At 69.9% G+C, this 21,364-nt stretch carries 24 protein-coding genes and 1 CRISPR repeat array (1 of these 25 running past the window's edge); of the genes, 6 read left to right on the forward strand and 18 right to left on the reverse strand.

Annotation, left to right across the window (positions count from 1 at the left end; translation table 11 throughout):
* Nucleotides 1-530: direct repeats of the CRISPR family, unit length 28 nt; unit sequence GGCTCATCCCCGCGTGCGCGGGGAGCAC (it extends 1,449 nt beyond the left edge of the window).
* Between the two features lie 743 nt (nt 531-1,273).
* Nucleotides 1,274-3,172, forward strand: coding sequence for a hypothetical protein (locus tag AB0H71_RS12650; protein WP_357018897.1), 1,899 nt, complete (start codon nt 1,274-1,276; stop codon nt 3,170-3,172).
* Nucleotides 3,173-3,240: 68 nt separating this feature from the next.
* On the opposite strand, the gene rpsQ is transcribed toward AB0H71_RS12650, so the two are convergent.
* Genes rpsQ through rpsJ form a run of 11 tightly spaced genes read right to left on the reverse strand, consistent with a single transcriptional unit; the run spans nt 3,241 to nt 8,504 of the window.
* Nucleotides 3,241-3,516, reverse strand: a complete 276-nt coding sequence (gene rpsQ / locus AB0H71_RS12655; RefSeq protein ID WP_357018899.1) for a 30S ribosomal protein S17 — start codon at nt 3,514-3,516, stop codon at nt 3,241-3,243.
* Nucleotides 3,513-3,752 (reverse strand): 50S ribosomal protein L29, encoded by a 240-nt coding sequence (gene rpmC / locus AB0H71_RS12660; protein WP_014349060.1) that lies wholly within the window; start codon nt 3,750-3,752, stop codon nt 3,513-3,515. The genes rpsQ and rpmC overlap by 4 nt, the downstream gene beginning before the upstream one ends.
* The gene (gene rplP / locus AB0H71_RS12665) at nt 3,752-4,168 is read right to left on the reverse strand and encodes a 50S ribosomal protein L16 (RefSeq protein ID WP_233016002.1); all 417 of its coding nucleotides are present in this window, start codon (nt 4,166-4,168) and stop codon (nt 3,752-3,754) included. The genes rpmC and rplP overlap by 1 nt, the downstream gene beginning before the upstream one ends.
* Before the next feature lie 3 nt (nt 4,169-4,171).
* Nucleotides 4,172-4,972 carry a 30S ribosomal protein S3 gene (rpsC, locus tag AB0H71_RS12670; protein ID WP_357018903.1) on the reverse strand — a complete coding sequence of 267 codons (801 nt, stop codon included), beginning with the start codon at nt 4,970-4,972 and terminating at the stop codon, nt 4,172-4,174.
* Nucleotides 4,973-5,374 (reverse strand): 50S ribosomal protein L22, encoded by a 402-nt coding sequence (gene rplV / locus AB0H71_RS12675; RefSeq protein WP_357018906.1) that lies wholly within the window; start codon nt 5,372-5,374, stop codon nt 4,973-4,975. It abuts the gene before it with no gap.
* Entirely contained in the window at nt 5,371-5,652 is a 282-nt protein-coding gene (gene rpsS, locus AB0H71_RS12680) for a 30S ribosomal protein S19 (RefSeq protein WP_067646950.1), read from the reverse strand. Before rpsS ends, rplV begins: the two co-directional genes overlap by 4 nt.
* A 14-nt stretch (nt 5,653-5,666) precedes the next feature.
* A complete protein-coding gene (gene rplB, locus AB0H71_RS12685; RefSeq protein ID WP_357018909.1) occupies nt 5,667-6,503 on the reverse strand; it encodes a 50S ribosomal protein L2 in 837 nt (278 codons plus the stop codon).
* A gap of 33 nt (nt 6,504-6,536) precedes the next feature.
* Nucleotides 6,537-6,842, reverse strand: a complete 306-nt coding sequence (gene rplW, locus AB0H71_RS12690) for a 50S ribosomal protein L23 (protein WP_233015998.1) — start codon at nt 6,840-6,842, stop codon at nt 6,537-6,539.
* Nucleotides 6,839-7,522, reverse strand: coding sequence for a 50S ribosomal protein L4 (rplD, locus tag AB0H71_RS12695; protein ID WP_357018913.1), 684 nt, complete (start codon nt 7,520-7,522; stop codon nt 6,839-6,841). Before rplD ends, rplW begins: the two co-directional genes overlap by 4 nt.
* On the reverse strand, nt 7,519-8,184 hold the full coding sequence (rplC, locus tag AB0H71_RS12700) for a 50S ribosomal protein L3 (RefSeq protein ID WP_357018915.1): 666 nt from the start codon (nt 8,182-8,184) through the stop codon (nt 7,519-7,521). The genes rplD and rplC overlap by 4 nt, the downstream gene beginning before the upstream one ends.
* Nucleotides 8,185-8,198: 14 nt before the next feature.
* Complete coding sequence (gene rpsJ / locus AB0H71_RS12705; protein ID WP_003938093.1) at nt 8,199-8,504, reverse strand: 30S ribosomal protein S10; 306 nt, start codon at nt 8,502-8,504, stop codon at nt 8,199-8,201.
* Between the two features lie 427 nt (nt 8,505-8,931).
* Between rpsJ and AB0H71_RS12710 the strand changes: the two genes are divergently transcribed.
* Both AB0H71_RS12710 and AB0H71_RS12715 read left to right on the forward strand, forming a co-directional pair.
* Nucleotides 8,932-9,408, forward strand: coding sequence for a hotdog fold domain-containing protein (locus AB0H71_RS12710; protein WP_357018918.1), 477 nt, complete (start codon nt 8,932-8,934; stop codon nt 9,406-9,408).
* Nucleotides 9,409-9,460: 52 nt separating this feature from the next.
* Nucleotides 9,461-10,645, forward strand: a complete 1,185-nt coding sequence (locus AB0H71_RS12715; protein ID WP_357018921.1) for a lycopene cyclase family protein — start codon at nt 9,461-9,463, stop codon at nt 10,643-10,645.
* A 4-nt stretch (nt 10,646-10,649) separates the two neighbouring features.
* Here the strand turns inward: AB0H71_RS12715 and AB0H71_RS12720 are convergent, their stop codons facing one another.
* The 4 genes from AB0H71_RS12720 to AB0H71_RS12735 form a co-directional block, all read right to left on the reverse strand.
* Nucleotides 10,650-11,006: a hypothetical protein gene (locus AB0H71_RS12720; protein WP_357018922.1), complete on the reverse strand. Its 357-nt coding sequence runs from the start codon at nt 11,004-11,006 to the stop codon at nt 10,650-10,652.
* A gap of 816 nt (nt 11,007-11,822) precedes the next feature.
* Nucleotides 11,823-12,677, reverse strand: coding sequence for an ABC transporter permease (locus tag AB0H71_RS12725; RefSeq protein WP_357018924.1), 855 nt, complete (start codon nt 12,675-12,677; stop codon nt 11,823-11,825).
* On the reverse strand, nt 12,674-13,471 hold the full coding sequence (locus AB0H71_RS12730; RefSeq protein WP_357018927.1) for an ABC transporter permease: 798 nt from the start codon (nt 13,469-13,471) through the stop codon (nt 12,674-12,676). The genes AB0H71_RS12725 and AB0H71_RS12730 overlap by 4 nt, the downstream gene beginning before the upstream one ends.
* On the reverse strand, nt 13,468-14,445 hold the full coding sequence (locus tag AB0H71_RS12735) for an ATP-binding cassette domain-containing protein (protein WP_357018929.1): 978 nt from the start codon (nt 14,443-14,445) through the stop codon (nt 13,468-13,470). Before AB0H71_RS12735 ends, AB0H71_RS12730 begins: the two co-directional genes overlap by 4 nt.
* 407 nt (nt 14,446-14,852) lie before the next feature.
* On the opposite strand from AB0H71_RS12735, the gene AB0H71_RS12740 reads away from it, so the two are divergent.
* Entirely contained in the window at nt 14,853-16,316 is a 1,464-nt protein-coding gene (locus AB0H71_RS12740; protein ID WP_357018932.1) for an aldehyde dehydrogenase family protein, read from the forward strand.
* Between the two features lie 69 nt (nt 16,317-16,385).
* Here AB0H71_RS12740 and AB0H71_RS12745 read toward each other — a convergent pair whose 3' ends face one another.
* A complete protein-coding gene (locus tag AB0H71_RS12745) occupies nt 16,386-17,627 on the reverse strand; it encodes a helix-turn-helix domain-containing protein (protein WP_357018935.1) in 1,242 nt (413 codons plus the stop codon).
* 132 nt (nt 17,628-17,759) lie between these two features.
* Here AB0H71_RS12745 and AB0H71_RS12750 point away from each other — a divergent pair, with 132 nt between their 5' ends.
* The gene (locus tag AB0H71_RS12750) at nt 17,760-18,569 is read left to right on the forward strand and encodes an enoyl-CoA hydratase-related protein (RefSeq protein WP_357018938.1); all 810 of its coding nucleotides are present in this window, start codon (nt 17,760-17,762) and stop codon (nt 18,567-18,569) included.
* 7 nt (nt 18,570-18,576) lie between these two features.
* On the opposite strand, the gene AB0H71_RS12755 is transcribed toward AB0H71_RS12750, so the two are convergent.
* On the reverse strand, nt 18,577-19,455 hold the full coding sequence (locus tag AB0H71_RS12755) for an SDR family NAD(P)-dependent oxidoreductase (protein WP_357018941.1): 879 nt from the start codon (nt 19,453-19,455) through the stop codon (nt 18,577-18,579).
* 111 nt (nt 19,456-19,566) lie between these two features.
* Here AB0H71_RS12755 and AB0H71_RS12760 point away from each other — a divergent pair, with 111 nt between their 5' ends.
* On the forward strand, nt 19,567-20,121 hold the full coding sequence (locus AB0H71_RS12760) for a TetR/AcrR family transcriptional regulator (protein ID WP_357018944.1): 555 nt from the start codon (nt 19,567-19,569) through the stop codon (nt 20,119-20,121).
* Between the two features lie 46 nt (nt 20,122-20,167).
* On the opposite strand, the gene AB0H71_RS12765 is transcribed toward AB0H71_RS12760, so the two are convergent.
* On the reverse strand, nt 20,168-21,190 hold the full coding sequence (locus AB0H71_RS12765; RefSeq protein WP_357020348.1) for an alpha/beta hydrolase family protein: 1,023 nt from the start codon (nt 21,188-21,190) through the stop codon (nt 20,168-20,170).
* Nucleotides 21,191-21,364 lie beyond the last annotated feature (174 nt).

The raw sequence follows: 21,364 nt of genomic DNA on the forward strand, positions 1-21,364 counted from the left end.
CGGGGGGTTTCGCCGGCTCATCCCCGCGTGCGCGGGGAGCACCAGTGCTGCAACCACCACACCGACTGCTCGATGGGCTCATCCCCGCGTGCGCGGGGAGCACTGGTCCGAGTCGGCCGCGGCTGCGGTGCCGCGGGGCTCATCCCCGCGTGCGCGGGGAGCACTGATCAGTGATCGCACTGTGCACAGTGCGGCCGGGCTCATCCCCGCGTGCGCGGGGAGCACGCCTCGGTGAGCGCCTTGATGCCGGCGGGGTCGGGCTCATCCCCGCGTGCGCGGGGAGCACGTCGCCAGTCTGGCGGTGCTCAGCAGCTCGGTGGGCTCATCCCCGCGTGCGCGGGGAGCACCCCCCCGGCGCGGGTGTGGACTCGGAACTGACGGGCTCATCCCCGCGTGCGCGGGGAGCACGCCGCCGGTCTCGATCACTCGCGCAATGTCCTGGGCTCATCCCCGCGTGCGCGGGGAGCACGACATCGACCTGACGAAGGCCCGGCGGCGCGCGGGCTCATCCCCGCGTGCGCGGGGAGCACACTTCCTGACCTGCAGCGCAACGCGGAGTAACCGAGTTACCCGTTCACTTTCGATCCCCACTCCTTCCAATCGGATATCTGCCACACGCGCCACGACCCGCTGCCCACAACCAGCACGAACGGACAGAACTCTACGCGCCGGGCCCTGACACCCGCCTCCACATCCGAAGGGCACGCCCGATACCTGGTCGGGTCGAAAGCACTCGCACTGCACGGGTTCGGCGAACCCGACACCAGGCCCGTCCGTGCCGCTCGGGCCTATCCCTGCAGGAACTACTACTGTGCGTCATCCGCACGTCGCACCAAGACATATCCCCGCACACGCGGGGAGCACGAAATCGTGGCTTCGATCCCGTAGCTGAGCCAAGGATCATCCCCACGGGCGCGGGGAACCCACTTCGACCCGCGGTTCTACCCCGCGCATCCGGACGCCTATTCACTTTCGATGCCCGACACCCATCCTGCCCCAGCCAGGCCTCTGCCAGAAGCAACGCCGACCCCTACATCGACACTGCAGACCCGATGCGCCCAGCCGCCGTTTTAGCTGCGACGCCGCACCGGCGCCGAATCCGTCGAAAGGTCAACCTTTCAGCCCACAGCATTCGAACGAAGCGGAACGGGGCTCACCGCGCTTCGCATTGACCGGCGCGACACGACAGACTAGCCTCGCACCGATCACACATACGTTCGAACCATCGGATCGGCGGCTGCGCACCCCGGGCCTCGGTCCGGGAAGGCTCGCGATGCGCGACGACAGCTCGACCGGCCATGCCGAGATTTCCGCCCTGGCCCACCAGGTGGCGACGGCGCGCGGAAAGCTGCCTCTGCAGCACGACAACGCCCTGCTCGAGGTGCTGTCCGACGGTGAAGTAGCGGCCGAGCGGGAGCTCGCCGAGTGGATTCGAGCGCAACGGCGCGGGCAGCGGCGGCGGGCGATGCAGGACGAGCTGGACGCCGAGAAGCGGGATCGGCGGGCGGACGCGGCGCTGCGGCGGGCCGATGAGTCCGATGCGCGGTGGCATCGCAAGGCGTTGGCGGCGCGGCGGCGGGTGGCTTCGCAGGACGCGCGGATCGCGCAGTTGTACCGGCGGGCGGAGTGGTCGTCGCGGGCGCTGATTGCGGTCGTGGTGCTCGGCATGGTGTGGGCTGGCGTGAACGTCCAGCGGAACCTCGTGCCCAGCGGCGATATGAGCGACCCGCTGTATTGGCTTTCGTACGGTATCGAGGCGATGATCTCGATTCCGATCATCGTCATCATGATCGCGGCGACGACTGCTGCCCGGTGGGGGCGCGAATTGCCGCGCGGGCGAGTGATTCTGGTGGAGCTTGCGCTGCTCGGTACGACGATCGGGCTCAATGCCGGGCCGCATCTCGCTGCCGGTGAACTCGGACGGGCCGCCGAGTTCGCCATCGCCCCGATCATGGTCGGGGTGGTGATCTGGCTGCACTCCTGGGTTGCTGCTCGGTATGCGCAGCTCATCGATGACGCCTCGGTCGATCTGCCGATCGACTCCATGGTCGAGGCGCCCGCTGCCCCGACTCGGGCATTCACCGAGCGGTATCCCGCGCCGCAGGGTGAGGTGGATCTTGCCGAGCTGGTGGCGCGGGCGAATGCCGAGTTCGAGCGGATGGGGATCGAGTCGACTCGTTCCGGTGTCGGGGAGGTTGCTCCGCAGGAGACTGCGGTCCGGGCCGTGCCGGACGAGTTGCCCGTGACCAGCACCCCGCCGAGTGACGTCCCTGCTGCACCGGAGGCTCTTGAGCAGGGACAGACAGACCACGCTGCCACGGGGGGTGCAGCGGCGAGGATCATCGCCGACGCTGTGCCGATCTCTGCGGCAGCTCCCGTGGCCGATGCGCGAGTCGTCCTCCCCGAGGCAGTCACGAGCCTGCCCGACAACACGGCGCAGACCGGGCCGGAACAGCCGCAGGCCGCTGCTGCCTCGCCCACCGCACAGCTCAGTGGGCAGTCCCCAGCACAAGCCGGCGACCGAGACGTCGCCCAGCGAAACGGCTTCGAGCACCCGACCGCTCCCCAGCCGGACCGGAACGGTTCCACGCAGCCGCCCACCGCGCCAGAGGAGGCGCACGTTGCGCCTCGGTCGACCGAGATCGGCGAAGCGGAACCGCCGACCCCTCCCGCTCGCAGCGAAACGGAGTCCCTTGCGCCGGAGCAGTCGCGCACACGAGTCCAGCAGGACCACGCGCAGACCGCTATCGCCGCGGAGCCCAGCTCCACGCCCCCGCGCACCCACCTCCGCGCCGTCACGGTCCCCGAACCCCCGAAGCAGGAACCGCTCCCCGTCACCGAAGCACAAGCGGAACCCGACTACACCGCGGCCACGGCAGAGCCGAAAGAACTGACCTCGGCCCTCACCACCAACGAACCCGAACCGGCACTCCCCGACCACGACCCCGTCATCGAATCCGACGAAGCAGGCGCCTGGGCCGCCGCGAAGACCATCGTCGCCCGGGGCTGGTCCAAGGTCCCCGTCGAACAGCTCGCCGAAATCCTGGAGATGGCCGACCGCTCCCGCTCCGCCGCCAGCATCGGCGCCGAAATGGGCCTCCCCCGCTCGGTCGTAGACCAGGCCATGCAGGCGGCCCACAAGCTGAGCCGCACCTACGCCATGACCAGCTAGCCCCCCGGACAAACGAAAGGGCCGCTTCCCGAAGGAAGCGGCCCTTTCTCTGACCGTGCGAGAGCGACCTACTTGGCCCGCTCCAGCACCTCGACCAGCCGCCAGCGCTTGGTGGCGGACAGCGGACGGGTCTCCATCAGCTGCACCCGGTCACCGACGCCGGCGGTCTCGTTCTCGTCATGCGCCTTCACCTTGGAGGTGGTGCGAATGATCTTGCCGTACAACTTGTGCCGCGCCCGGTCCTCGAGCTCGACCACGATCGTCTTGTTCATCTTGTCCGAGACGACGTAGCCGGTCCGCACCTTGCGCGAGTTGCGCTCTTCCCTGGTCACTTCATCGCTCATGCCGCATCTCCCTTGCCAGCGGGTCCGGTGGCCAGACCGAGCTCGCGCTCACGCATGACCGTGTAGATGCGCGCGATCTCGTGACGGACGACGCGCAGGCGGCGGTTGTTGTCGAGCTGACCCGTCGCCATCTGGAAGCGCAGGTTGAACAGCTCTTCCTTCGACTCACGCAGGCGGGCGACGAGCTCGTCCTCGGTGAGCTCGCGGAGCTCTGCGGCCGGTGTTCCGGTAGCCATCAGAACTGCTCCTCCCTGGTCACGATCCTGCACTTCATGGGGAGCTTGTGCATCGCGCGGCGCAGGGCCTCGCGAGCGATCTCCTCGTTGGGGAAACTCATCTCGAACATCACGCGCCCGGGCTTGATGTTCGCGATCCACCACTCCGGCGAACCCTTGCCGGAACCCATGCGGGTCTCGGCGGGCTTCTTGGTGAGCGGGCGATCCGGGTAGATGTTGATCCAGATCTTGCCGCCACGCTTGATGTGGCGGGTCATCGCGATACGCGCCGACTCGATCTGGCGGTTGGTGACGTAGGCCGGCTCGAGCGCCTGGATGCCGAAGTCACCGAAGGTGACGGCGGTGCCGCCCTTCGCCATTCCGCTGCGGCCCGGGTGGTGCTGCTTGCGGAACTTGACCTTGCGAGGCATCAGCATGCGTCAGCCCTCCTGAGTTTCCGCCGGAGCGTCGGCGACCGCGGTGGCGGTCGCGGCACGTCCGGCCTCGGTGCTGGTCGCGGTGGTGCCTGCGGACCCGGACCGGCGCGGGCGGCTGGGCCGCTCACGACGCGGGCGGTCCGGAGCGGCAGCGGCGGCGGTCAGCTCACGCTTGCCACCGACAATGTCGCCCTTGTAGATCCACACCTTCACACCGATGCGACCGAAGGTGGTCTTGGCCTCGTAGAGGCCGTAATCGATGTCGGCGCGCAGCGTGTGCAGCGGCACCCGCCCCTCGCGGTAGAACTCCGAGCGCGACATCTCGGCGCCACCGAGGCGGCCCGAGCACTGCACGCGGATGCCCTTGACGTTCGGCGAACGCATGGCCGACTGGATGGCCTTGCGCATCGCGCGCCGGAACGCCACGCGGTTGGAGAGCTGCTCGGCCACGCCCTGGGCGACGAGCTGGGCATCCGATTCGGGGTTCTTGACCTCGAGGATGTTCAGCTGCACCTGCTTCTTGGTGAGCTTCTCCAGCGCGGCGCGGATGCGGTCGGCCTCGGCGCCGCGGCGGCCGATGACGATGCCCGGACGCGCGGTGTGGATGTCCACCCGGACGCGATCACGGGTGCGCTCGATCTCGACCTTCGAGATGCCGGCGCGCTCCATGCCGGTCGCCAGCAGCTTGCGGATCGCGACGTCTTCCTTGACGTAATCCGAGTACTGCTTGTCGGCGTACCAGCGGGACTTCCAGTCGGTGGTGATACCGAGACGGAAGCCATGGGGGTTGATTTTCTGTCCCATTTACTTGGCCCCTCCCTTCCGGCGGCTACGAGTGGCGCCGGTGGTGGGCACGCTCTCGACCTCGATGGTGATGTGGCTCGTGCGCTTGCGGATCCGGAACGCGCGGCCCTGGGCCCGCGGCTGGAAACGCTTCAGCGTGGCACCCTCGTCGACGTAGGCCGTGGAGATGACCAGCGTCGCGGGGTTGAGGCCGAGGTTGTTCTCGGCGTTCGCCGCGGCGCTCGCCACGACCTTGGCCACCGGCTCGCTCGCGGCCTGCGGCGCGAACTTCAGGATCGCCAGTGCGTCCTCGACTCGCTTGCCGCGGACCAGGTCCACGACGCGGCGCGCCTTCATCGGGGTGACCCGGACGAACTTCGCGGTCGCCCGTGCGGTCTGGTTCTGGGTCTCGGTGCTCGTCATCGCCGCTTGCTCTTCCGGTCGTCCTTGACGTGGCTCCTGAACGTCCTGGTCGGCGCGAACTCACCCAGCTTGTGCCCGACCATGTTCTCGGACACGAACACCGGCACGTGCTTGCGGCCGTCGTGGACGGCGAAGGTGTGGCCGATGAAATCGGGGGTGATGGTGGAGCGACGCGACCAGGTCTTGATGACCTGCTTCGTGCCCTTGTCGTTCTGCACGTCCACCTTGTTCTGGAGGTGGTCGTCGACGAACGGGCCCTTCTTGAGGCTGCGTGGCATTTCTTACCTCCTCCTTAGCGCTTCTTGCCGGTGCGACGGCGACGGACGATGAGCTTGTCGCTCGGGCGGTTCGGCTTGCGGGTGCGGCCTTCCGGCTGACCCCACGGCGAGACCGGGTGGCGGCCACCGGAGGTCTTGCCCTCACCACCGCCGTGCGGGTGGTCGACCGGGTTCATGACGACACCACGCACCGTGGGCCTGCGGCCCTTCCAGCGCATGCGGCCTGCCTTGCCCCAGTTGATGTTCGACTGCTCGGCATTGCCGACCTCGCCGATGGTGGCGCGGCAGCGCACATCGACGCGGCGGATCTCGCCGGAGGGCATACGCAGGACGGCGTAGGCGCCTTCCTTACCCAGCAGCTGGATGCTCATGCCGGCCGCGCGGGCCAGCTTGGCGCCGCCGCCCGGTCGCAGCTCGACCGCGTGAATCGTGGTACCGGTCGGGATGCTGCGCAGCGGCAGGTTGTTGCCCGGCTTGATGTCGGCGGTCGGGCCGGACTCGATCGGGCTGCCCTGCGCGATGCCCTTGGGGGCGATGATGTAGCGCTTCTCGCCGTCCACGAAGTGCAGGAGGGCGATATTGGCGGTCCGGTTCGGGTCGTACTCGATGTGCGCGACCTTGGCGGGGATGCCGTCCTTGTCGAGGCGACGGAAATCGATCACGCGGTAGGCGCGCTTGTGGCCGCCGCCGCGGTGCCGGGTGGTGATCCGGCCGTGCGCGTTGCGGCCACCGCTCTTGGACAGCGGGCGCAGCAGCGACTTCTCCGGGGTCGAGCGGGTGATCTCGGCGAAATCCGAGACCGAGGAGCCGCGGCGACCCGGGGTGGTCGGCTTGTACTTGCGAATAGCCATGAGTTCTTCTCTGCTTTCTGGATTCCCGCCCGCTTACGCGACCGGGCCTCCGAAGATCTCGATGGGCTTGCTGTCGGCCGAGAGGGTCACGAGCGCACGCTTGGTGTTCTTGCGCTTGCCGTAACCGAAGCGGGTCCGCTTGCGCTTGCCCTGACGGTTGGCGGTGTTGACGCTCGTCACCGTGACGCCGAAGACCTTCTCGACCGCGATCTTGATCTGCGTCTTGTTGGAGTCCGGGTGCACGATGAAGGTGTAGGTACCCTCTTCGATCAGGCCGTAGGACTTCTCCGAGATGACCGGCGCCAGCAGGATGTCGCGGGGGTCGGCGATGGTGGTCACTTGCTCTCCTCCTGGGCCGACTCCGCCGGACCGTGCACGAAGGCGTTGAGTGCCTCGACCGAGAACACCACGTCGTCGCTGTTCAGCACGTCGTAGGTGTTCAGCTGGTCCGGGGCGATCGGCAGCACGTTCTGCAGGTTCGCCACGCTCTTCCACGCGGCGACGTCCTCGCGACCGACGACGACCAGGAACTTCTTCCGCTCCGAGAGCTCGGCGAGGAAGGTCTTCGCGGTCTTGGTGGACGGGGCCTGCCCGGACACCAGTTCGGTGATCACGTGGATGCGCTCGTTGCGCGCCCGATCGGAGAGGGCGCTGCGCAGGGCGGCGGCCTTCATCTTCTTCGGGGTGCGCTGGCTGTAGTCGCGCGGCTGCGGGCCGTGCACGACGCCACCGCCGGCGAACTGCGGCGCGCGGGTCGAGCCCTGACGGGCGCGGCCGGTGCCCTTCTGCCGGTACGGCTTCTTGCCACCGCCGCGGACGTCGCCGCGGGTCTTGGTGGCGTGCGTGCCCTGGCGGGCCGCCGCGAGCTGGGCGTTCACCACCTGGTGCATCAGCGCGATGTTGGCGGGGACGTCGAAGATCTCGGCGGGGAGATCCACCGTCCCGTTGGTCTTGCCGCCGAGCTCCTTCACGTCCAGCGTGAGGTTCGCGGCGGGCTTCTTCTCAGTGTCCACGCTCATGCGTGCGCACCACCCTTCACGGCACTCTTGACGATCACGACGCCGCCCTTGCGACCCGGGATCGCGCCCTTGATCAGCAGCAGGCCGTTCTCCGCGTCCACCTTGTGCACCGAGAGGTTCTGGGTGGTCACGCGGTCGTTGCCCATCCGGCCCGACATCCGCATGCCCTTGAAGACGCGGCCCGGGGTGGCGCAGCCACCGATCGAGCCGGGGCGCCGGTGCACCGCCTGGGCGCCGTGCGAGGCGCCCTGGCCGCTGAAGCCGTGCCGCTTCATGGTGCCGGCGAAGCCCTTGCCCTTGCTGGTGCCGGTGACGTCGACGTAGCTGCCCTCTTCGAAGGCGTCGGCGCTGATCTCCTGGCCCACCTCGAAGGTGGAGGCATCGGCGACGCGGATCTCGACGACGTGGCGGCGCGGGGTGACCCCGGCCTTCGCGAACTGGCCGGAGGTCGGCTTGTTCACCTTGCGCGGGTCGATGGCGCCGAAGGCGACCTGGACGGCGCTGTAGCCGTCGCGCTCGACCGTGCGGATCTGGGTCACGACGTTCGGGCCCGCCTTGACGACGGTCACCGGGACGACGCGGTTCTTCTCGTCGAAGACCTGCGTCATGCCGAGCTTGGTGCCGAGGATGCCCGCGGCGGGCCGGTTCTTGTTGTCAGTCATGTCTGCGGTCCCCGTCACTGGATGTTGACGTCGACGCTGGCCGGCAGATCGATGCGCATCAGCGCGTCGACCGTCTTCGGCGTCGGGTCGAGGATGTCGATCAGACGCTTGTGCGTACGCATCTCGAAGTGCTCGCGCGAGTCCTTGTACTTGTGCGGCGAACGAATGACGCAGTACACGTTCTTCTCGGTCGGCAACGGCACCGGGCCGACCACGCGGGCCCCGGTGCGGGTCACCGTCTCGACGATCTTGCGCGCGGACGCGTCGATCGCCTCGTGGTCATAGGCCTTCAGCCTGATGCGGATCTTTTGTCCCGCCACGCTAAGTGTCCTTTTCTCCGCTTTCCTTCGTGGCTACAGAAGCTGGGCTTCCGCTCCACCTCGATTTGCACAGCCCGAACACACGAAGACGCCTCAGAGAGAGACCACGACCGGACAACTCCCGGTCACTCGCCGCTGTTCATCTGTCATGGTTCTCCGGTCCACGCGGTCGGGCGTGTCGCCATTCCGCTCATTCTTCGGCCCCGGATCGAAAACTCATCACGGCCTCGGAACGACGTCCCGGACGCACCCACACCGGTCGCCCGATGAGATGCACGAGGTTCTGCTCGCCTCACCCGGGGCGCCACGAGGGCACGGACCGGTGCAAGGCAACCCGAACAGTATGCACGAGGGGCGGGAGCGACTTCAAATCGCCCCGTCGCACCATTCGGCACGCTCGAACTTACTATTGAGTAAGATACTGCGCATGACCAACCTGACCACCACCTACCGCGGGTGGAAGAAGCTCCCGGACAACCGGATCGGGCACGCGCTGTTCTCGCTGGGGATGGTGGCCCGGGTGCCGTACTTCGGCACCGTGCTGCCGACGGTGGTGCGGCTGGAGCCGGGGGTGTGCGAGGTGACCTCGCCCAAGTGGTTCGGCATCCGCAACCACATCGGCACCTTCCACGCCATCGCGGCCTGCAACTTGGCCGAGGTGGCGATGGGGATGCTGAGCGAGGCGACGGTGCCGACCACGCATCGCTGGATCCCCAAGGCGATGACGGTCGAGTACCTGGCCAAGGCGGAGACGGGGCTGCGGGCCGTCGCCGAGCTGGCGTCCATGCCGGACTTCGCGGCGATCACCGAGGGCGCGGAGATCGTGGTGCCGGTCTCGATCTACGACACGAACGGGGCCGAGGTGGTGCACGCCGACATCACCACCTGGGTGACGCCGCGCTGATCGGACAGTGTGACCGAGACCCGGTTGCCCAGCCCCGGCCGGACCGGATTGAATGCCGGGTATGAGCAGCGAGGTCGACATCTGCGTGGTCGGGCTCGGGCCGACCGGCCGGGCGCTCGCGCACCGCGCGGTGGCGGCGGGGTTCCGGGTGGTGGCGGTCGACCCGCGGCCGGAGCGGCTGTGGCCGCCGACCTTCTCCTGCTGGGTCGACGAACTGCCCGCCTGGCTGCCGCCGAGCGTGATCGCGTCCCGGATCGAGGCGCCGACGGTGTGGACCGCGGCCGAGCACCGGATCGAGCGGCCGTACTGCGTGCTCTCCAAGCCGGGGCTGCGGGACGCGCTGCCGCTGGACGGGGCGACGGTGCTGGCGGGGCGGGCGGTCTCCGTCGCCGCGCACGAGGTGACGCTGGGTGACGGCACGGTGGTGCGGGCCGGCACGGTGTTCGACAGCCGCGGGCTGCCGGCGCTCGGCAAGCGCCGGGCGGCGAGCGCGCACGGCATTTTCGTCGACGCCGAGACCGCGGCGCCCATGGTCGCCGATGGCGAGGGGCTGCTGCTGGACTGGCGGCCGGAGAACGGGGCCGGGCCGGACGAGCCGCCGTCGTTCCTCTACGCCGTCCCGCTCGGCGACGGCACGGTGATCTTCGAGGAGACCAGCCTCGGGCTGCGCGGCGGGATGCCGCAGCGCGAGCTGCGCCGCCGGACCCTGAATCGGCTCGCCGCGCACGGGATCCGGCTCAGCGGGGACGAGCCCAGCGAGGCGGCGCACTACCCGCTCGACCAGCCGCCGCCGAAACGCGGTGCAGCACAGGCTGTTCCGTTCGGGTCGCGGGGCGGGATGATGCACCCATGCACCGGGTACAGCGTGGCCGATTCACTCGCGCTCGTGGACACCGCGGTCGAGGCGGTGCGGCGCGGGGCCGACCCGGTCGCGGCGCTCTGGCCTTGGCGGGCCCGGCTCGTCTACTGGATGCGCGAGCGCGGGCTCTGGGGGCTCGGGCGCTTGACCACCGACCAGTCGATCGCCATGTTCGAGTCCTTCTTCACCCAGGACGAGCGCGGGCAGCGCGCCCTCCTCTCCGCCCACGACGACTACCCGGCCCTCGGCGCCGTCCTCTTCGACACCGTCGCCCACACCTGGCCCTTCCGCTGGCGCTACGACCTGGTCGGGTGGACCAATCGGAACCGCTGGCTAAACCACGAATTCAGCCCTCCCGAACGGGCCCGGAAGGGCTGAACGGCTACTCCGCAGCGGGGCCGAAGCCTGTCGCGCCGATGACGATCGACGTCGACGCTTCCGGTTTCCCGGCCTCGTAAACGGCTTCTTCGAGGTGGGTCGACATCAGCATCGACCAGCTCTGCCAGGGAGTGCTCGAGCCGCCGGGCTTTCCCGCGTGCGCCGCGAGGCGGGCGTAGTAGTCGAGCAGTTCCTGATCCGTCATGGTGAAGGTCAGGGGTGCCTCGAACCGCGCCGCACCGTCCGCCGTGATCATCAATCGCCCCGCGTCATCCCTCTCGATGCGGAGGCCAATGTCGGCGCCGGCACGAATGATGGAATCGACGAGTTCTTCGATGCTCGGGAGTTCAGGCTTTCCCACGGCATCCTCCTCCCGGGAAGGCGGTGACGATTTCATTCCTGTCGTTCACGATCACGGTGGGCTGCGCCGTCTTCACGATCGCCCCCGTGGCGTGGTTGACCAGATAGATCTGGCCCGTGAAGCACCTCTTGCCGGCGCCGTGTGAACCCTGCCAATCAGGGCATCATGGGCCTTCGCCATGGCCATGTCAGCGATGTCCCGCCAGTTGCGGTTCTCGATCGCCGCGAGGCTCTCCCATTCGCCCATGTGCCTGGCCTGAATGTGCCGGAAACCGAAATCGCTCGTGCCACACAACAGCTTCCAATCGCCGAAGGTCGTCACCACCTTATCGGCCGGCGAACTCGCCCCCCATGCTCCCCACGGAAACGACGCGTGAGCGGGCGGCGCGGAACCCACCCCCGCGAATAGAGCCGCCACAGCAGCGATAACCGATACGAAAAATCGTACCTTCATGCCATCCCCCCAAGATGTCCCACCAGCAGTGGAACGTCACGCGCCGCCCCCATTGCCCGAAGGTTGACCGACGGCGAATCTGATCTCCTTCATCAGATTCGACGCGGCCGACACTGTAGAGGTTCCCTCGGCGTGTGATTGGGGCGCGGAGGGCGCCGTTGGCGGTGAGGTCGGCGAGGGTGTGGTCGACGGTCTTCGCTGGGGTCGACTCGGCGCCGGGGCGAGTGACCGGTACGCCGGCGGCGGCCGCTCAGTCTGGGACAGCCGGGACTGCTCGCCGACCGCGAGCGCTACTCCGACCCGCGGAATTGACGGGCCGGAATCCCCCACACCGCGCCGGAGACGGCAAGCGCGGACCGCGCCTCAGCGGCCGGTCTCGGCCGCCCGCTGATACCCCCGCACCGCCGGGTAGGCGAAGACGGCGATCAGGGCGACGGTCCAGAGGACCGTCTTGAGCAGCGGCTCGGCTACCGGGCCACCGTAGGAGAGGCCGCGCATGGCATCGATGGCGCAGCTCATGGGCTGGTTCTCGACGATGCCCTGGAGCCAGGTGGGGTAGGCGAAGACCGGGACGAAGCCGGAGTTGAAGAACATCAGCAGGGTATTGACGATGCCGATGATGTTCACCAGCATGACGCCCTCGGAGACGGTGGCGAGCGCCGTCACCAGCACCGCGAAGCCCATGCCGAAGAGCACCGGGATGCCGATCAGCCCGAGCGCGGCGAGCGGGCCCTGTTCGAAGCGGAAACCGAGCGGAAGCCCGACCAGGATGACGAAGAGCGTGGTCACCAGGATACGCAGCGCCTCGGCGAGCAGGCGGCCGGTGAGCCCGGCGGCGCGGTGCACCGGCATGGTCCAGAACCGGCCGAGCAGCCCGGTGGCCTTCTCCGCCTTGAAGCCGAGCGCGCTCACCACCGAGCCGGTCATGGCCGCGATCAGGGTGAGCATGGCGACCTGGCCGTAGATGCTCGGCATGCCGGTGGCGCGGGTGATGGAGTCGCCGAGCACCACTTTGAACATGAGCAGGGTGAGCGCCGGGTAGACCAGGGTCTGGATGGTGGTGCCGGGGTCGCGGGCCCAGACCAGCAGCAGCCGCTTGCACTGCAGCAGGCTGTGCGCGGCCCAGCTGCGCACCGAGTTCTCCGCGGCGGGGCTGGTCTCCGGCAGCGGGCTGCCGTGCCAGGTGATCTCCCGCTCGATCGTCTCGACCGTACTCATGACCGCCTCACACTCGCCCAGATCGCCAGCGGGGTGAACACCAGGAATCCGCCGATCAGCCAGAGCAGCGGCACCCAGAGGACGTGCCAGGTCACGCCGTCCGCCGCCATGTCGCGCAACGCGAAGGAGAACTGCGAGATCGGCTGGTTGCGCACGAAGGGCCGGATCCACGCGGGGAAGCTCGACTCCGGCACGAAGCCGCAGGAGAGCATGCCGAAGATGATGGTGGGCAGGGTGAGCGCCTGGCTCAGCGACTCCGGGCTCTTGGTCACGCTGCCGAGCGCGTCGGCGCCGATGGCGAGCATGGTGCCGACCCCGAGCGAGAAGACGCAGAACAGCACCGACTGCCCCCAGCCCGCGCTGAACCGGAACCCGATCAGGTGCCCGAAGACCAGCGCCGCCGCCAGCGAGCAGCTGGAGCGCACGATGCCGGCGCAGATCCGCGAGGTGAGCGGCACCAGCGTGCCGATCGGCATGCTCTGCAGCCTGGAGCTCAGCCCGGTGAGCGCCTCGAAGGCGGCCAGCTGGGCATTGGACATCATGGTGAAGGCCATGGTCTGCAGCACGATGATCGGCATGACGAACTGCGCGTAGTCGATGCCCTGGAACTTCATCACGTAGCGCAGCGGCAGGTAGAAGCCGAGCGTGAAGACCAGCGGGGTGAGCACCGCGACGATCAGCTCGCCCTTGGTCGCCATCACCCAGACCACCCGGCCGGTGAGCGCCCGCCACTGCGCGAACGAGTTCGGCTTGGCCTCGGGCAGCTCCGCGAAGAGCTCGGCGGTTGCGGTCACTGCTGCCCGCCGGAGTGGCCGGTGATGCTCAGGAAGACGTCGTCCAGCGAGGGGCGGCGCAGCGCGATGTCGGCGAGCTGGATGCCGGCGGCGTCCAGCCTGCGCACCGCCTCGGCCAGCGTGCTGGCGCCGCCCGGCGCCGGGATGGAGAGCCGGTCGTGGCCGGGCAGGTCGGCGCGGACCGCCTCGGGCACCAGGTCGCCGAGCGCGGCGACGGCGAAGTCGAGGCGCTTGGGGTCGAGCGGGACGATCTCGCACCAGCTGCCGCCGGTGCGCTCCTTGAGCTGGTCCGCGGTGCCCTCGGCGATCACGGTGCCGTGGTCGATCACGATGATGTTGTCGCTGAGGACGTCGGCCTCCTCCAGGTACTGCGTGGTCAGCAGCACGGTGATGCCCTGCTCCTTGAGCGCGGTGACCAGCTCCCAGACGCCCTGGCGGCTGCGCGGGTCGAGGCCGGTGGTCGGCTCGTCCAGGAACACCACCTCGGGGCGGACCACCAGCCCGCAGGCGATGTCGACGCGCCTGCGCATGCCGCCGGAGTACTGCCGGACGGCGCGGCGGCCCGCGCTCACCAGATCGAACTCCTCCAGCAGGCTGTCCGCGCGCTTGCGGGCGGCGGATTTGGTCAGCCCCATGAGCCTGCCGAAGAGCTCCAGGTTCTCCCGGCCGGAGAGGTTCTCGTCCAGCGCGGCGTACTGGCCGGTCATCATGATCGACCGGCGCACCCCCGCCGGGTCGCGCAGCACGTCGTGCCCGGCGACGATCGCGGTTCCGGAGTCCGGGCGCAGCAGGGTGGCCAGGATCTTGACGGTGGTGGTCTTGCCCGCGCCGTTCGGGCCGAGGATGCCGAGCACCTTGCCGCGTTCGGCCTGGAAGCCGATGCCCTGGAGGGCGTGGACGTCGCCGAAGGACTTCCGGACGTCGGTGACCGAGACCGCGGCCTCGCGGACCTCCCGGGACGTCGTTTCGCGCACGGGCGCCTCCACTACATTCGGACTCGGCATCAACTCTCCACTATCGGCGGGGTGCGGCGGGGCGGGCACGGACGGACTGTCCCGGGCTGTTTGATCCTCCGCGTCGGGCGCGATGTTACCGGCCGCATTTCCGGATCGTGCGCGGTCGGCCGGTACCCAATCGTGCACGATTCAACTGTGGTATTCCTCACAGGGTGGAGTTGCGACGCCGGTCACGTCGGCGTCCTTCCCCACGGTGCTCCGGACGTCCTTGTCCGGCACCGCCACACCCGCATACCCTGCTGTTCGGGGGCCGGAATTCGCCGGTAGAGCAGGGTGGGCACACCGATTTCGAAAGGGTGACCATGGTTGAGTCCGCGCAGCCGACAGTGGCGGCGCTCCCGGGAGGACCGGACCGACCGCACACCGTGACCATCCGCGATCCGCGTACCGACGAGACCGTCGGCGACTACGCGATCATGGGCGCACGGGATGTCGAACAGGCGGTGCGCGCCGCGAAACGCGCCGAGAAGTGGTGGGCGGGACTGACCTTCGCCGCCCGAAAACGGATCCTGCTGGCCTGGAAGCGGCTGATCGCCCGGCGCGCCGGCGAGCTCGTCGAGCTGCTCAGCGCCGAGACCGGCAAGCCGGAGGCCGATGCCGCCATCGAGGTCATGCTGGCGGTGGAGAACCTGGACTGGGCGGCGCGCAATGCCGCGCGGGCGCTCGGCCGCCGGAATCTGCGCTCCACCTGGCTGACCCGGAATCAGCACGCCTCGGTCGGCTACCTGCCGCTCGGCGTGGTCGGGGTGCTCGGCGCCTGGAACAACCCGGTCTTCACGCCGATGGGGTCGATCGCCTACGCCATGGCGGCGGGCAACGCGGTGGTGTTCAAGCCGCACGAGCTGACCACCGGCGTCGGGGTCTGGCTGGCCGAGAGCTGGGCCCAGGTGGAGCCGGATCAGCCGGTGCTGCAGGCGGTCACCGGCGACGACCGCACCGGCCTCGCGCTCTGCCGGGCGGCGGTGGACAAGATCGCCTACGCCGGGTCGGAGCAGGGCGCCAACGCGGTGATCGCGGAGTGCTCGCGCTCGCGCACCCCGGTGGTGGTGGAGCGCAGCGGCAAGGGCTCGATGGTGGTGCACGTGGACGCCCGGCTGCCGGAGGCGGCCCAGGCCGCCGTCTTCGGGGCCATGTCGAACGCCGGGCAGAACGTCACCGGTATCCAGCGCGCCTACGTGCCCGCCTCGATCTACGAGCCCTTCCTCGACCTGGTGGCCGAGCAGGCGACCGCGCTGCGGCCCGGCGCCGACCGGCGCGCCTCCTACGGCCCGATGATCCTGGAGCCGCAGCTCGAGGTGGTGCGCAGGCAGGTGCGGGACGCGCTGGCCAGGGGCGGCCGCGCGGTGGTCGGCGGGCTCGACTCGATCCGGGAGCCGTATATCGAGCCGATCGTGCTCACCGAGGTGCCGGAGGACAGCATCGCGGTCACCGGCGAGGGCATCGGTCCGGTGCTCATCGTGAACAAGGTGGCCGATATCGACGAGGCGGCGGAGCGGATCAATGCCGCGAGCAACGGCATCGCGGTCTCGGTCTTCACCAGGGACGTGGCCGAGGTGGCGGCCTTCGCGGAGAAGCTGCGGGTCGGCGTGGTGACCATCAACTCGTCCTCGGCCTACGCCGGGATCCCGGCGCTGCCCTTCGGCGGGGTCGGCGAGTACGGGCAGGGGCACAGCCACGGCGTGCAGGGGCTGCAGGAGTTCAGCCGGACGCTGGCGATCGCGCGCAAGCGCTACCGGGCGCAGGTGAACCTCTCGACCTTCCACCGGCATCGGCGGCACCTGCGCGCGGCCCGGGTCATGTTCGGGCTGCGGCACGGCCGCCTGGGCTGAGCGTCGCCGTTCGCGGCCCGCGGCGCACGGCTCGGCCGCGGGTCACGGTGCGGGCCGCGGCGGCTCGGCTCAGGGCTCGGCGGGCGGCTCGCGCTGCTCGCCGAGCAGCACCGCGAGCATGAGCGCGTGCACCCGGGCCAGCTGCTCGGGGCGGCTGTCGAAGCGGATCAGCCTGCCGACGTCGATCACCTGGCCGAGCGCGGTGTGCACCCGGAACCTGGCCTCGATCGGGTCGCCGTCGAGCAGGTTCGCCCACTCCAGCACGTTCTGCCGCTGGATGGCGCGCAGCTTGTGCTGCTCGGCCTGCGGCAGGTTGCTGAACTCGGCGTAGTACACCGGCATGATCTCCGGCATGGTGAAGGTGAGCCGGGCGTAGCGCTCGGCGATCCGGCGCACCGCGTCCGGGCGGTCGGTGGCCTCGGCCAGCGCCTCGGTGAGCGCGATGGCGACCCGGTCGCCGGTGCGGTAGAAGGCGGCGGCGAGCAGATCGGCCTTGCTGCTGAAGTAGCGGTAGACGCTGGAGGCGTTGATCCCGACGGCGGCGCCGATCTCCTCGATGCTGGCCTCGTGGTAGCCCTGCCTGCCGAAGATCCGGATCGCCTCGGTGAGCAGTTGTTCGCGTTTCGAGGTGACCGGGAGGCCGCGCACGGCGGGGCCCGGATCGGGCTGCTCGGGGGCGGGCGGCAGCTCCGCGCGCAGCACCGCCCAGCTCATGCCGGTGAGCAGCGGGAGCAGCCTGGTGCCGGAGAGCGCGGTGCGGTGCGCCGAGATGCTGGCGACCACGCTGAGCACCGAGGCGGAGAGCATCGCGACATCGGCCTTCGTGGCCTCCGGGCGCAGCGCGCCGATGGGCTCGGCCAGGGTGGCGTTCAGGTCGTCGTAGATGCGCCGGATCCGCACCCGGTCGTCGCGCTCCAGGTAGCGCCGCTCCCAGCGGTACAGCCCGGCCTCGCGGCGGATCTCGATGGTGTGCTCGGCGATGGCGCGGATCAGCTTGTCCAGGCGTTCCGGCGGGTCGGCGCCGGGATCGTCGGCGGCGCGGGCCACCTCGAGCAGGGCCCGCGCGCCCTCCTCGGCGGCCGCTACCAGCAGCGCGTACTTGTTCGTGAAGTGCCGGTACAGCGCGGGCCCGGAGATGCCCACCTCGGCCGCGATCTCGTCCACGCCGACCGGGTAGTAGCCGCGCTCGCTGAAGGCGCGGGCGGCGGCGCGGATGATCTGGACCTTGCGGTCCTTGGGGCGGCGGCGCACCGGCTGGCCGGATTCGGGCCGCGCGGTGGCGAGACCGGCCTCGCTGCGATCCGCGACCATACACCTCTCCGTTCCCTCCGGCTCGCCGTCTGTTGACAGCGCCGGACCAGTCAACCTAAGTTAACCACAATTCGCAAAGTTAACCATCATTCATCGCACGGCACCCGCTGAACTTCCTACCAGGAGACCGACATGAGCAACTCCGATTCCGTCGAGACGGCGGCTCCGGCCGGATTCTCGGCCGTGCGCGACGGCAAGATCCTGCGCGTCACCATCACGAAGCCCAAGCGCAAGAACGCGATCGACTTCGACACCATGGTCGCGCTCGGGGACACCTTCCTGGCCGCCGCCGAGGACCGCTCGGTGCGCGCGATCCTGCTGACCGGCGAGGGCAGCGACTTCTGCACCGGCGCCGACCTCTCGGCCTCCGGCTCCGAGGCGCAGCGCGGGATCACCCCGGACCAGGTGATGGACGCGGCGAACCGGCTGGTGCGCTCGATCGTCGCGGCGCCGGTGCCGGTGATCGTGCGGATCCGGGGTGCGGCGGCCGGGGTCGGCGTCGGGATCGCGCTCGCCGCCGACCTGGTCTACGCGAGCGAGGATTCCTACCTGCTGCTCGCCTTCATCAATATCGGGCTGATGCCGGACGGCGGCGCGGCGGCGCTGGTCGCCGCCGCCGCGGGCCGCCCGCTCGCCGCCAAGCTGGCGCTGCTCGGCGAGCGGCTGCCCGCCGCCGAGGCGCACGCCGCCGGGCTCTTCACCGAGGTGGTCGCCGATGCCGAGCTGGACGCGGTGGTCGAGGCGGCGGCGGCGAAGGTCGCGGCCGGGCCGCGGCGGGCGCTGGAGCTCACCAAGCAGGCGCTGAACGCCGCCACCCTGACCGCGCTGGAGGCCACGCTGGCCGCCGAGAAGAGCGGGCAGATCGAGCTGCTGCAGTCGCCCGACTTCGTCGAGGGGGCGACGGCCATGCTGACCAAGCGGAAGCCGGTCTTCGCCGACTAGGCAGGACCTAGCCCGTCGGCCAGCGGAATTCGGGGTCGCGGGCGTAGTCGGCGCGGCGCTGCTCGAGTGCCGCGGTGACCATGTCGCGGGCGCCGGGGCCGATGATGCGGCGCAGGGGTGGGTTCGGGTCGGCGACCAGCTCGAGCAGGGCGCGGGCGGCGAGTTCCGGTGCGGCGTCGGTGTATTCGGCGGGTTCCGCCGGGCCGGGTTCGCCCGCGCCCGGTGCGGTGGCGGATTCGGCCGGTTCCGCGGCGGCGTCGGGGTACGTCGCGGTGCCGAGGATCTGTTCGCGCCAGGTGTCGTAGGCGGGGATCCGGGTGCCGAAGCGCATGCTGGAGCCCGCCCAGTCGGTGGCGAAGCCGCCGAGCTGGGCCAGCGTGACGTGCACGCCGAACGGGCGCAGCTCGTCGGCGAGCGCGGCGCTGAACCCCTCCAGCGCCCACTTGCTCGCGTTGTACGCGCCGAAGAGCGGCAGGCTGCCCGCCGCGCCGACGGTGGAGATCTGCACGATGTGCCCGCTGCCGCGCTCGCGCAGGTGCGGCGCGAAGGCCTGGGAGACCCAGAGCGCGCCGAAGAAGTTGACCTCCAGCTGATCTCGCAGCTGCTCCTCGGACAGCTCCTCCACCGCGCCGACCAGGCCGTACCCGGCATTGTTCACCACGATGTCGATCTGCCCCGCCCGCTGGACGGCGGTCTCGGCCGCGGTGCGGGCCGCCGCTCGATCGCGGACGTCGAGCGGGAGGGTGATGAGCCGCTCATGCTCGAAGGGCATACGGCGTGGGTCCCGCGCGGTGGCGACGACGCGATCGCCCGCGTCCAGCGCCGCCTCGGTGAAGGCGCGGCCGAGGCCGCGGTTGGCGCCGGTGACGAACCAGGTTCGCGTCATGTTCTTCCTTTCCCGATCGAGACGCAACGTCTCGTCTCGAATGAGGATGACCTCCCAGCGCCCACGAGTCAAGACGATACGTCTCGTCTCGTCTCGTTGTATGCTGAGGCGGTGAACGAGACCCGGCGCAGCGAACGCGCCCGCACCGCGATCCTCACCGCCACCGGTGAGCTCATCGGCGAGCTGCCCTACCCGAAGCTCACCATCGAGGCGATCGCCGCGCGCGCGGGCGTCGGCAAGCAGACCATCTACCGCTGGTGGCCCTCCAAGGGCGCGGTCGTGCTGGACGCGCTGCTGGAGCGGGACGCGGGCTCGGAGCTGCCCGACACCGGCGATCTCCGCGCCGACCTGCGGCCGCTGCTGCGCGGCGCGGTCACGGCGCTCACCGACCCGGTGACCGGCGGATTCCTGCGCGCCATGGCCGTGGAGATCCAGCAGGACGCCGGGCTGGCCCGCGAGTACCGGGAGCGGCTGCTGCTCCCCCAGCGCGCCACCGTCGCCGCCCGGCTGGCCGGCGCGCTGCCCGCGGGGGCGGATCCGGAGCTGGCTGTCGACCTGCTGCTCGGGCCGATCCAGATGCGCTGGTCGCTCGGGCTCGGCGGGCTCACCGAGGCGTACGCCGACGCCGTGCTGGAGGCCGCGCTGACCGCCCTGCCGCCGGCATAGCGAACGCCCCGGCCGCCGCTGCGGCCGGGGCGTTCACCGGTGGTACCTACAGCCCGAGGCCGCGGGCCAGGGTCGGCCAGGACGCGGGCAGCTCGTCGCGCCAGTAGCCCCAGGAGTGGGTGCCCTCCGGGCGGAAGTTGACCGTCGCCGGGATGTCCAGCTGCTTCAGCTTGTCGGCCAGGTTGTGCGTGCAGTAGTTGGTGCCCGCCTCGATGACACCGCCGACCACGATCTGGTTGGCCAGCCCCGACGAGCCGGGGAGGGCGTACGGGCCGTTCAGCGTGTCGTGCTTGCCGGGCAGGCCGTTGCCGGTGGAGAGGTAGAGCTCGGTGCCGCGCAGCCGCTCGGCGTTGACGTACGGGTCGTTGGCGGCCCACTCCGGGCTGCCCTCCGGGCCCCACATGTTCAGGGTGTCGCCGCCGCCCCAGACCTCGACGGTGAGCCGGACGAACTCCGAGCCGACCGGGTCACTGGTCATGGCGCAGCCGCTGTAGGCCGCGGCCGCCTTGTACAGCCCGGGCTTGGCGATCGGCAGCGCCAGCACCGTGGTGCCGGAGGTGGAGAGCCCGGCGATGGCGTTCGTGCCGTTGGTGCCGAGCGCGCCGTCCACCAGCGGGGGCAGCTCCTCGGTGAAGAAGGTCTTCCACTTGTTGCGGCCGAGCACCGGGTCGTCGGCGATCCAGTCGGTGTAGTAGCTCCACTTGCCGCCGATGGGCTGGATGACGTTCACGTTCTTGTCCGAGAGGAACTGCAGCGCGTCGGTCTTGGCCTGCCAGGAGGCATCGTCCTCGCCGCCGCCCGCGCCGTTGAGCAGGTAGAGCGTCGGGCGCGGCTCCGAGGTGTCGGCCGGGCGCTGCACATCGATCAGGATGTTCTCGTCCATGGCGGCGGAGTACACGTGCAGCCGCAGGCTGCGGGCATCCTTGTACTCGGCCTTGACGATCTTCGAGCCGTCCGGCGCGACCGGGTTACCGAGCAGGGCCTTCTGATCCATGATCGGGTCGGCCGTCGCCGTCGAGCTGCCGAGACCGGACAGCAGGCCACCGAGCACCGCCGTCGTCGCGATCATCACGGCCGCGCGGGTACCGCGGCGCCGGCTGGGTCGACGTATCAATTTCACACCTTCGCTTCGTCTCGGGTTGGTCGACTGGCACGTCCAGACGCGGACACACGTCCCGAACCCTACGGTCTGTGTAGTCGCCGTGGCCCCGCGTGACGTTACTGTGACTTCGCCCCATCATGC

Origin of the sequence: Nocardia sp. NPDC050697, from assembly GCF_040654395.1 — a bacterium.
Classification (GTDB): domain Bacteria; phylum Actinomycetota; class Actinomycetes; order Mycobacteriales; family Mycobacteriaceae; genus Nocardia.

Coding starts and splice junctions, on each gene's coding strand:
- AB0H71_RS12650 (WP_357018897.1), top strand. CDS start 1,274: ATGCGCGACGACAGCTCGACCGGCCATGCCGAGATTTCCGCCCTGGCC.
- rpsQ (WP_357018899.1), bottom strand. CDS start 3,516: ATGAGCGATGAAGTGACCAGGGAAGAGCGCAACTCGCGCAAGGTGCGG.
- rpmC (WP_014349060.1), bottom strand. CDS start 3,752: ATGGCTACCGGAACACCGGCCGCAGAGCTCCGCGAGCTCACCGAGGAC.
- rplP (WP_233016002.1), bottom strand. CDS start 4,168: ATGCTGATGCCTCGCAAGGTCAAGTTCCGCAAGCAGCACCACCCGGGC.
- rpsC (WP_357018903.1), bottom strand. CDS start 4,972: ATGGGACAGAAAATCAACCCCCATGGCTTCCGTCTCGGTATCACCACC.
- rplV (WP_357018906.1), bottom strand. CDS start 5,374: ATGACGAGCACCGAGACCCAGAACCAGACCGCACGGGCGACCGCGAAG.
- rpsS (WP_067646950.1), bottom strand. CDS start 5,652: ATGCCACGCAGCCTCAAGAAGGGCCCGTTCGTCGACGACCACCTCCAG.
- rplB (WP_357018909.1), bottom strand. CDS start 6,503: ATGGCTATTCGCAAGTACAAGCCGACCACCCCGGGTCGCCGCGGCTCC.
- rplD (WP_357018913.1), bottom strand. CDS start 7,522: ATGAGCGTGGACACTGAGAAGAAGCCCGCCGCGAACCTCACGCTGGAC.
- rplC (WP_357018915.1), bottom strand. CDS start 8,184: ATGACTGACAACAAGAACCGGCCCGCCGCGGGCATCCTCGGCACCAAG.
- AB0H71_RS12710 (WP_357018918.1), top strand. CDS start 8,932: ATGACCAACCTGACCACCACCTACCGCGGGTGGAAGAAGCTCCCGGAC.
- AB0H71_RS12715 (WP_357018921.1), top strand. CDS start 9,461: ATGCCGGGTATGAGCAGCGAGGTCGACATCTGCGTGGTCGGGCTCGGG.
- AB0H71_RS12725 (WP_357018924.1), bottom strand. CDS start 12,677: ATGAGTACGGTCGAGACGATCGAGCGGGAGATCACCTGGCACGGCAGC.
- AB0H71_RS12745 (WP_357018935.1), bottom strand. CDS start 17,627: ATGGTCGCGGATCGCAGCGAGGCCGGTCTCGCCACCGCGCGGCCCGAA.
- AB0H71_RS12750 (WP_357018938.1), top strand. CDS start 17,760: ATGAGCAACTCCGATTCCGTCGAGACGGCGGCTCCGGCCGGATTCTCG.
- AB0H71_RS12755 (WP_357018941.1), bottom strand. CDS start 19,455: ATGACGCGAACCTGGTTCGTCACCGGCGCCAACCGCGGCCTCGGCCGC.
- AB0H71_RS12765 (WP_357020348.1), bottom strand. CDS start 21,190: ATGATCGCGACGACGGCGGTGCTCGGTGGCCTGCTGTCCGGTCTCGGC.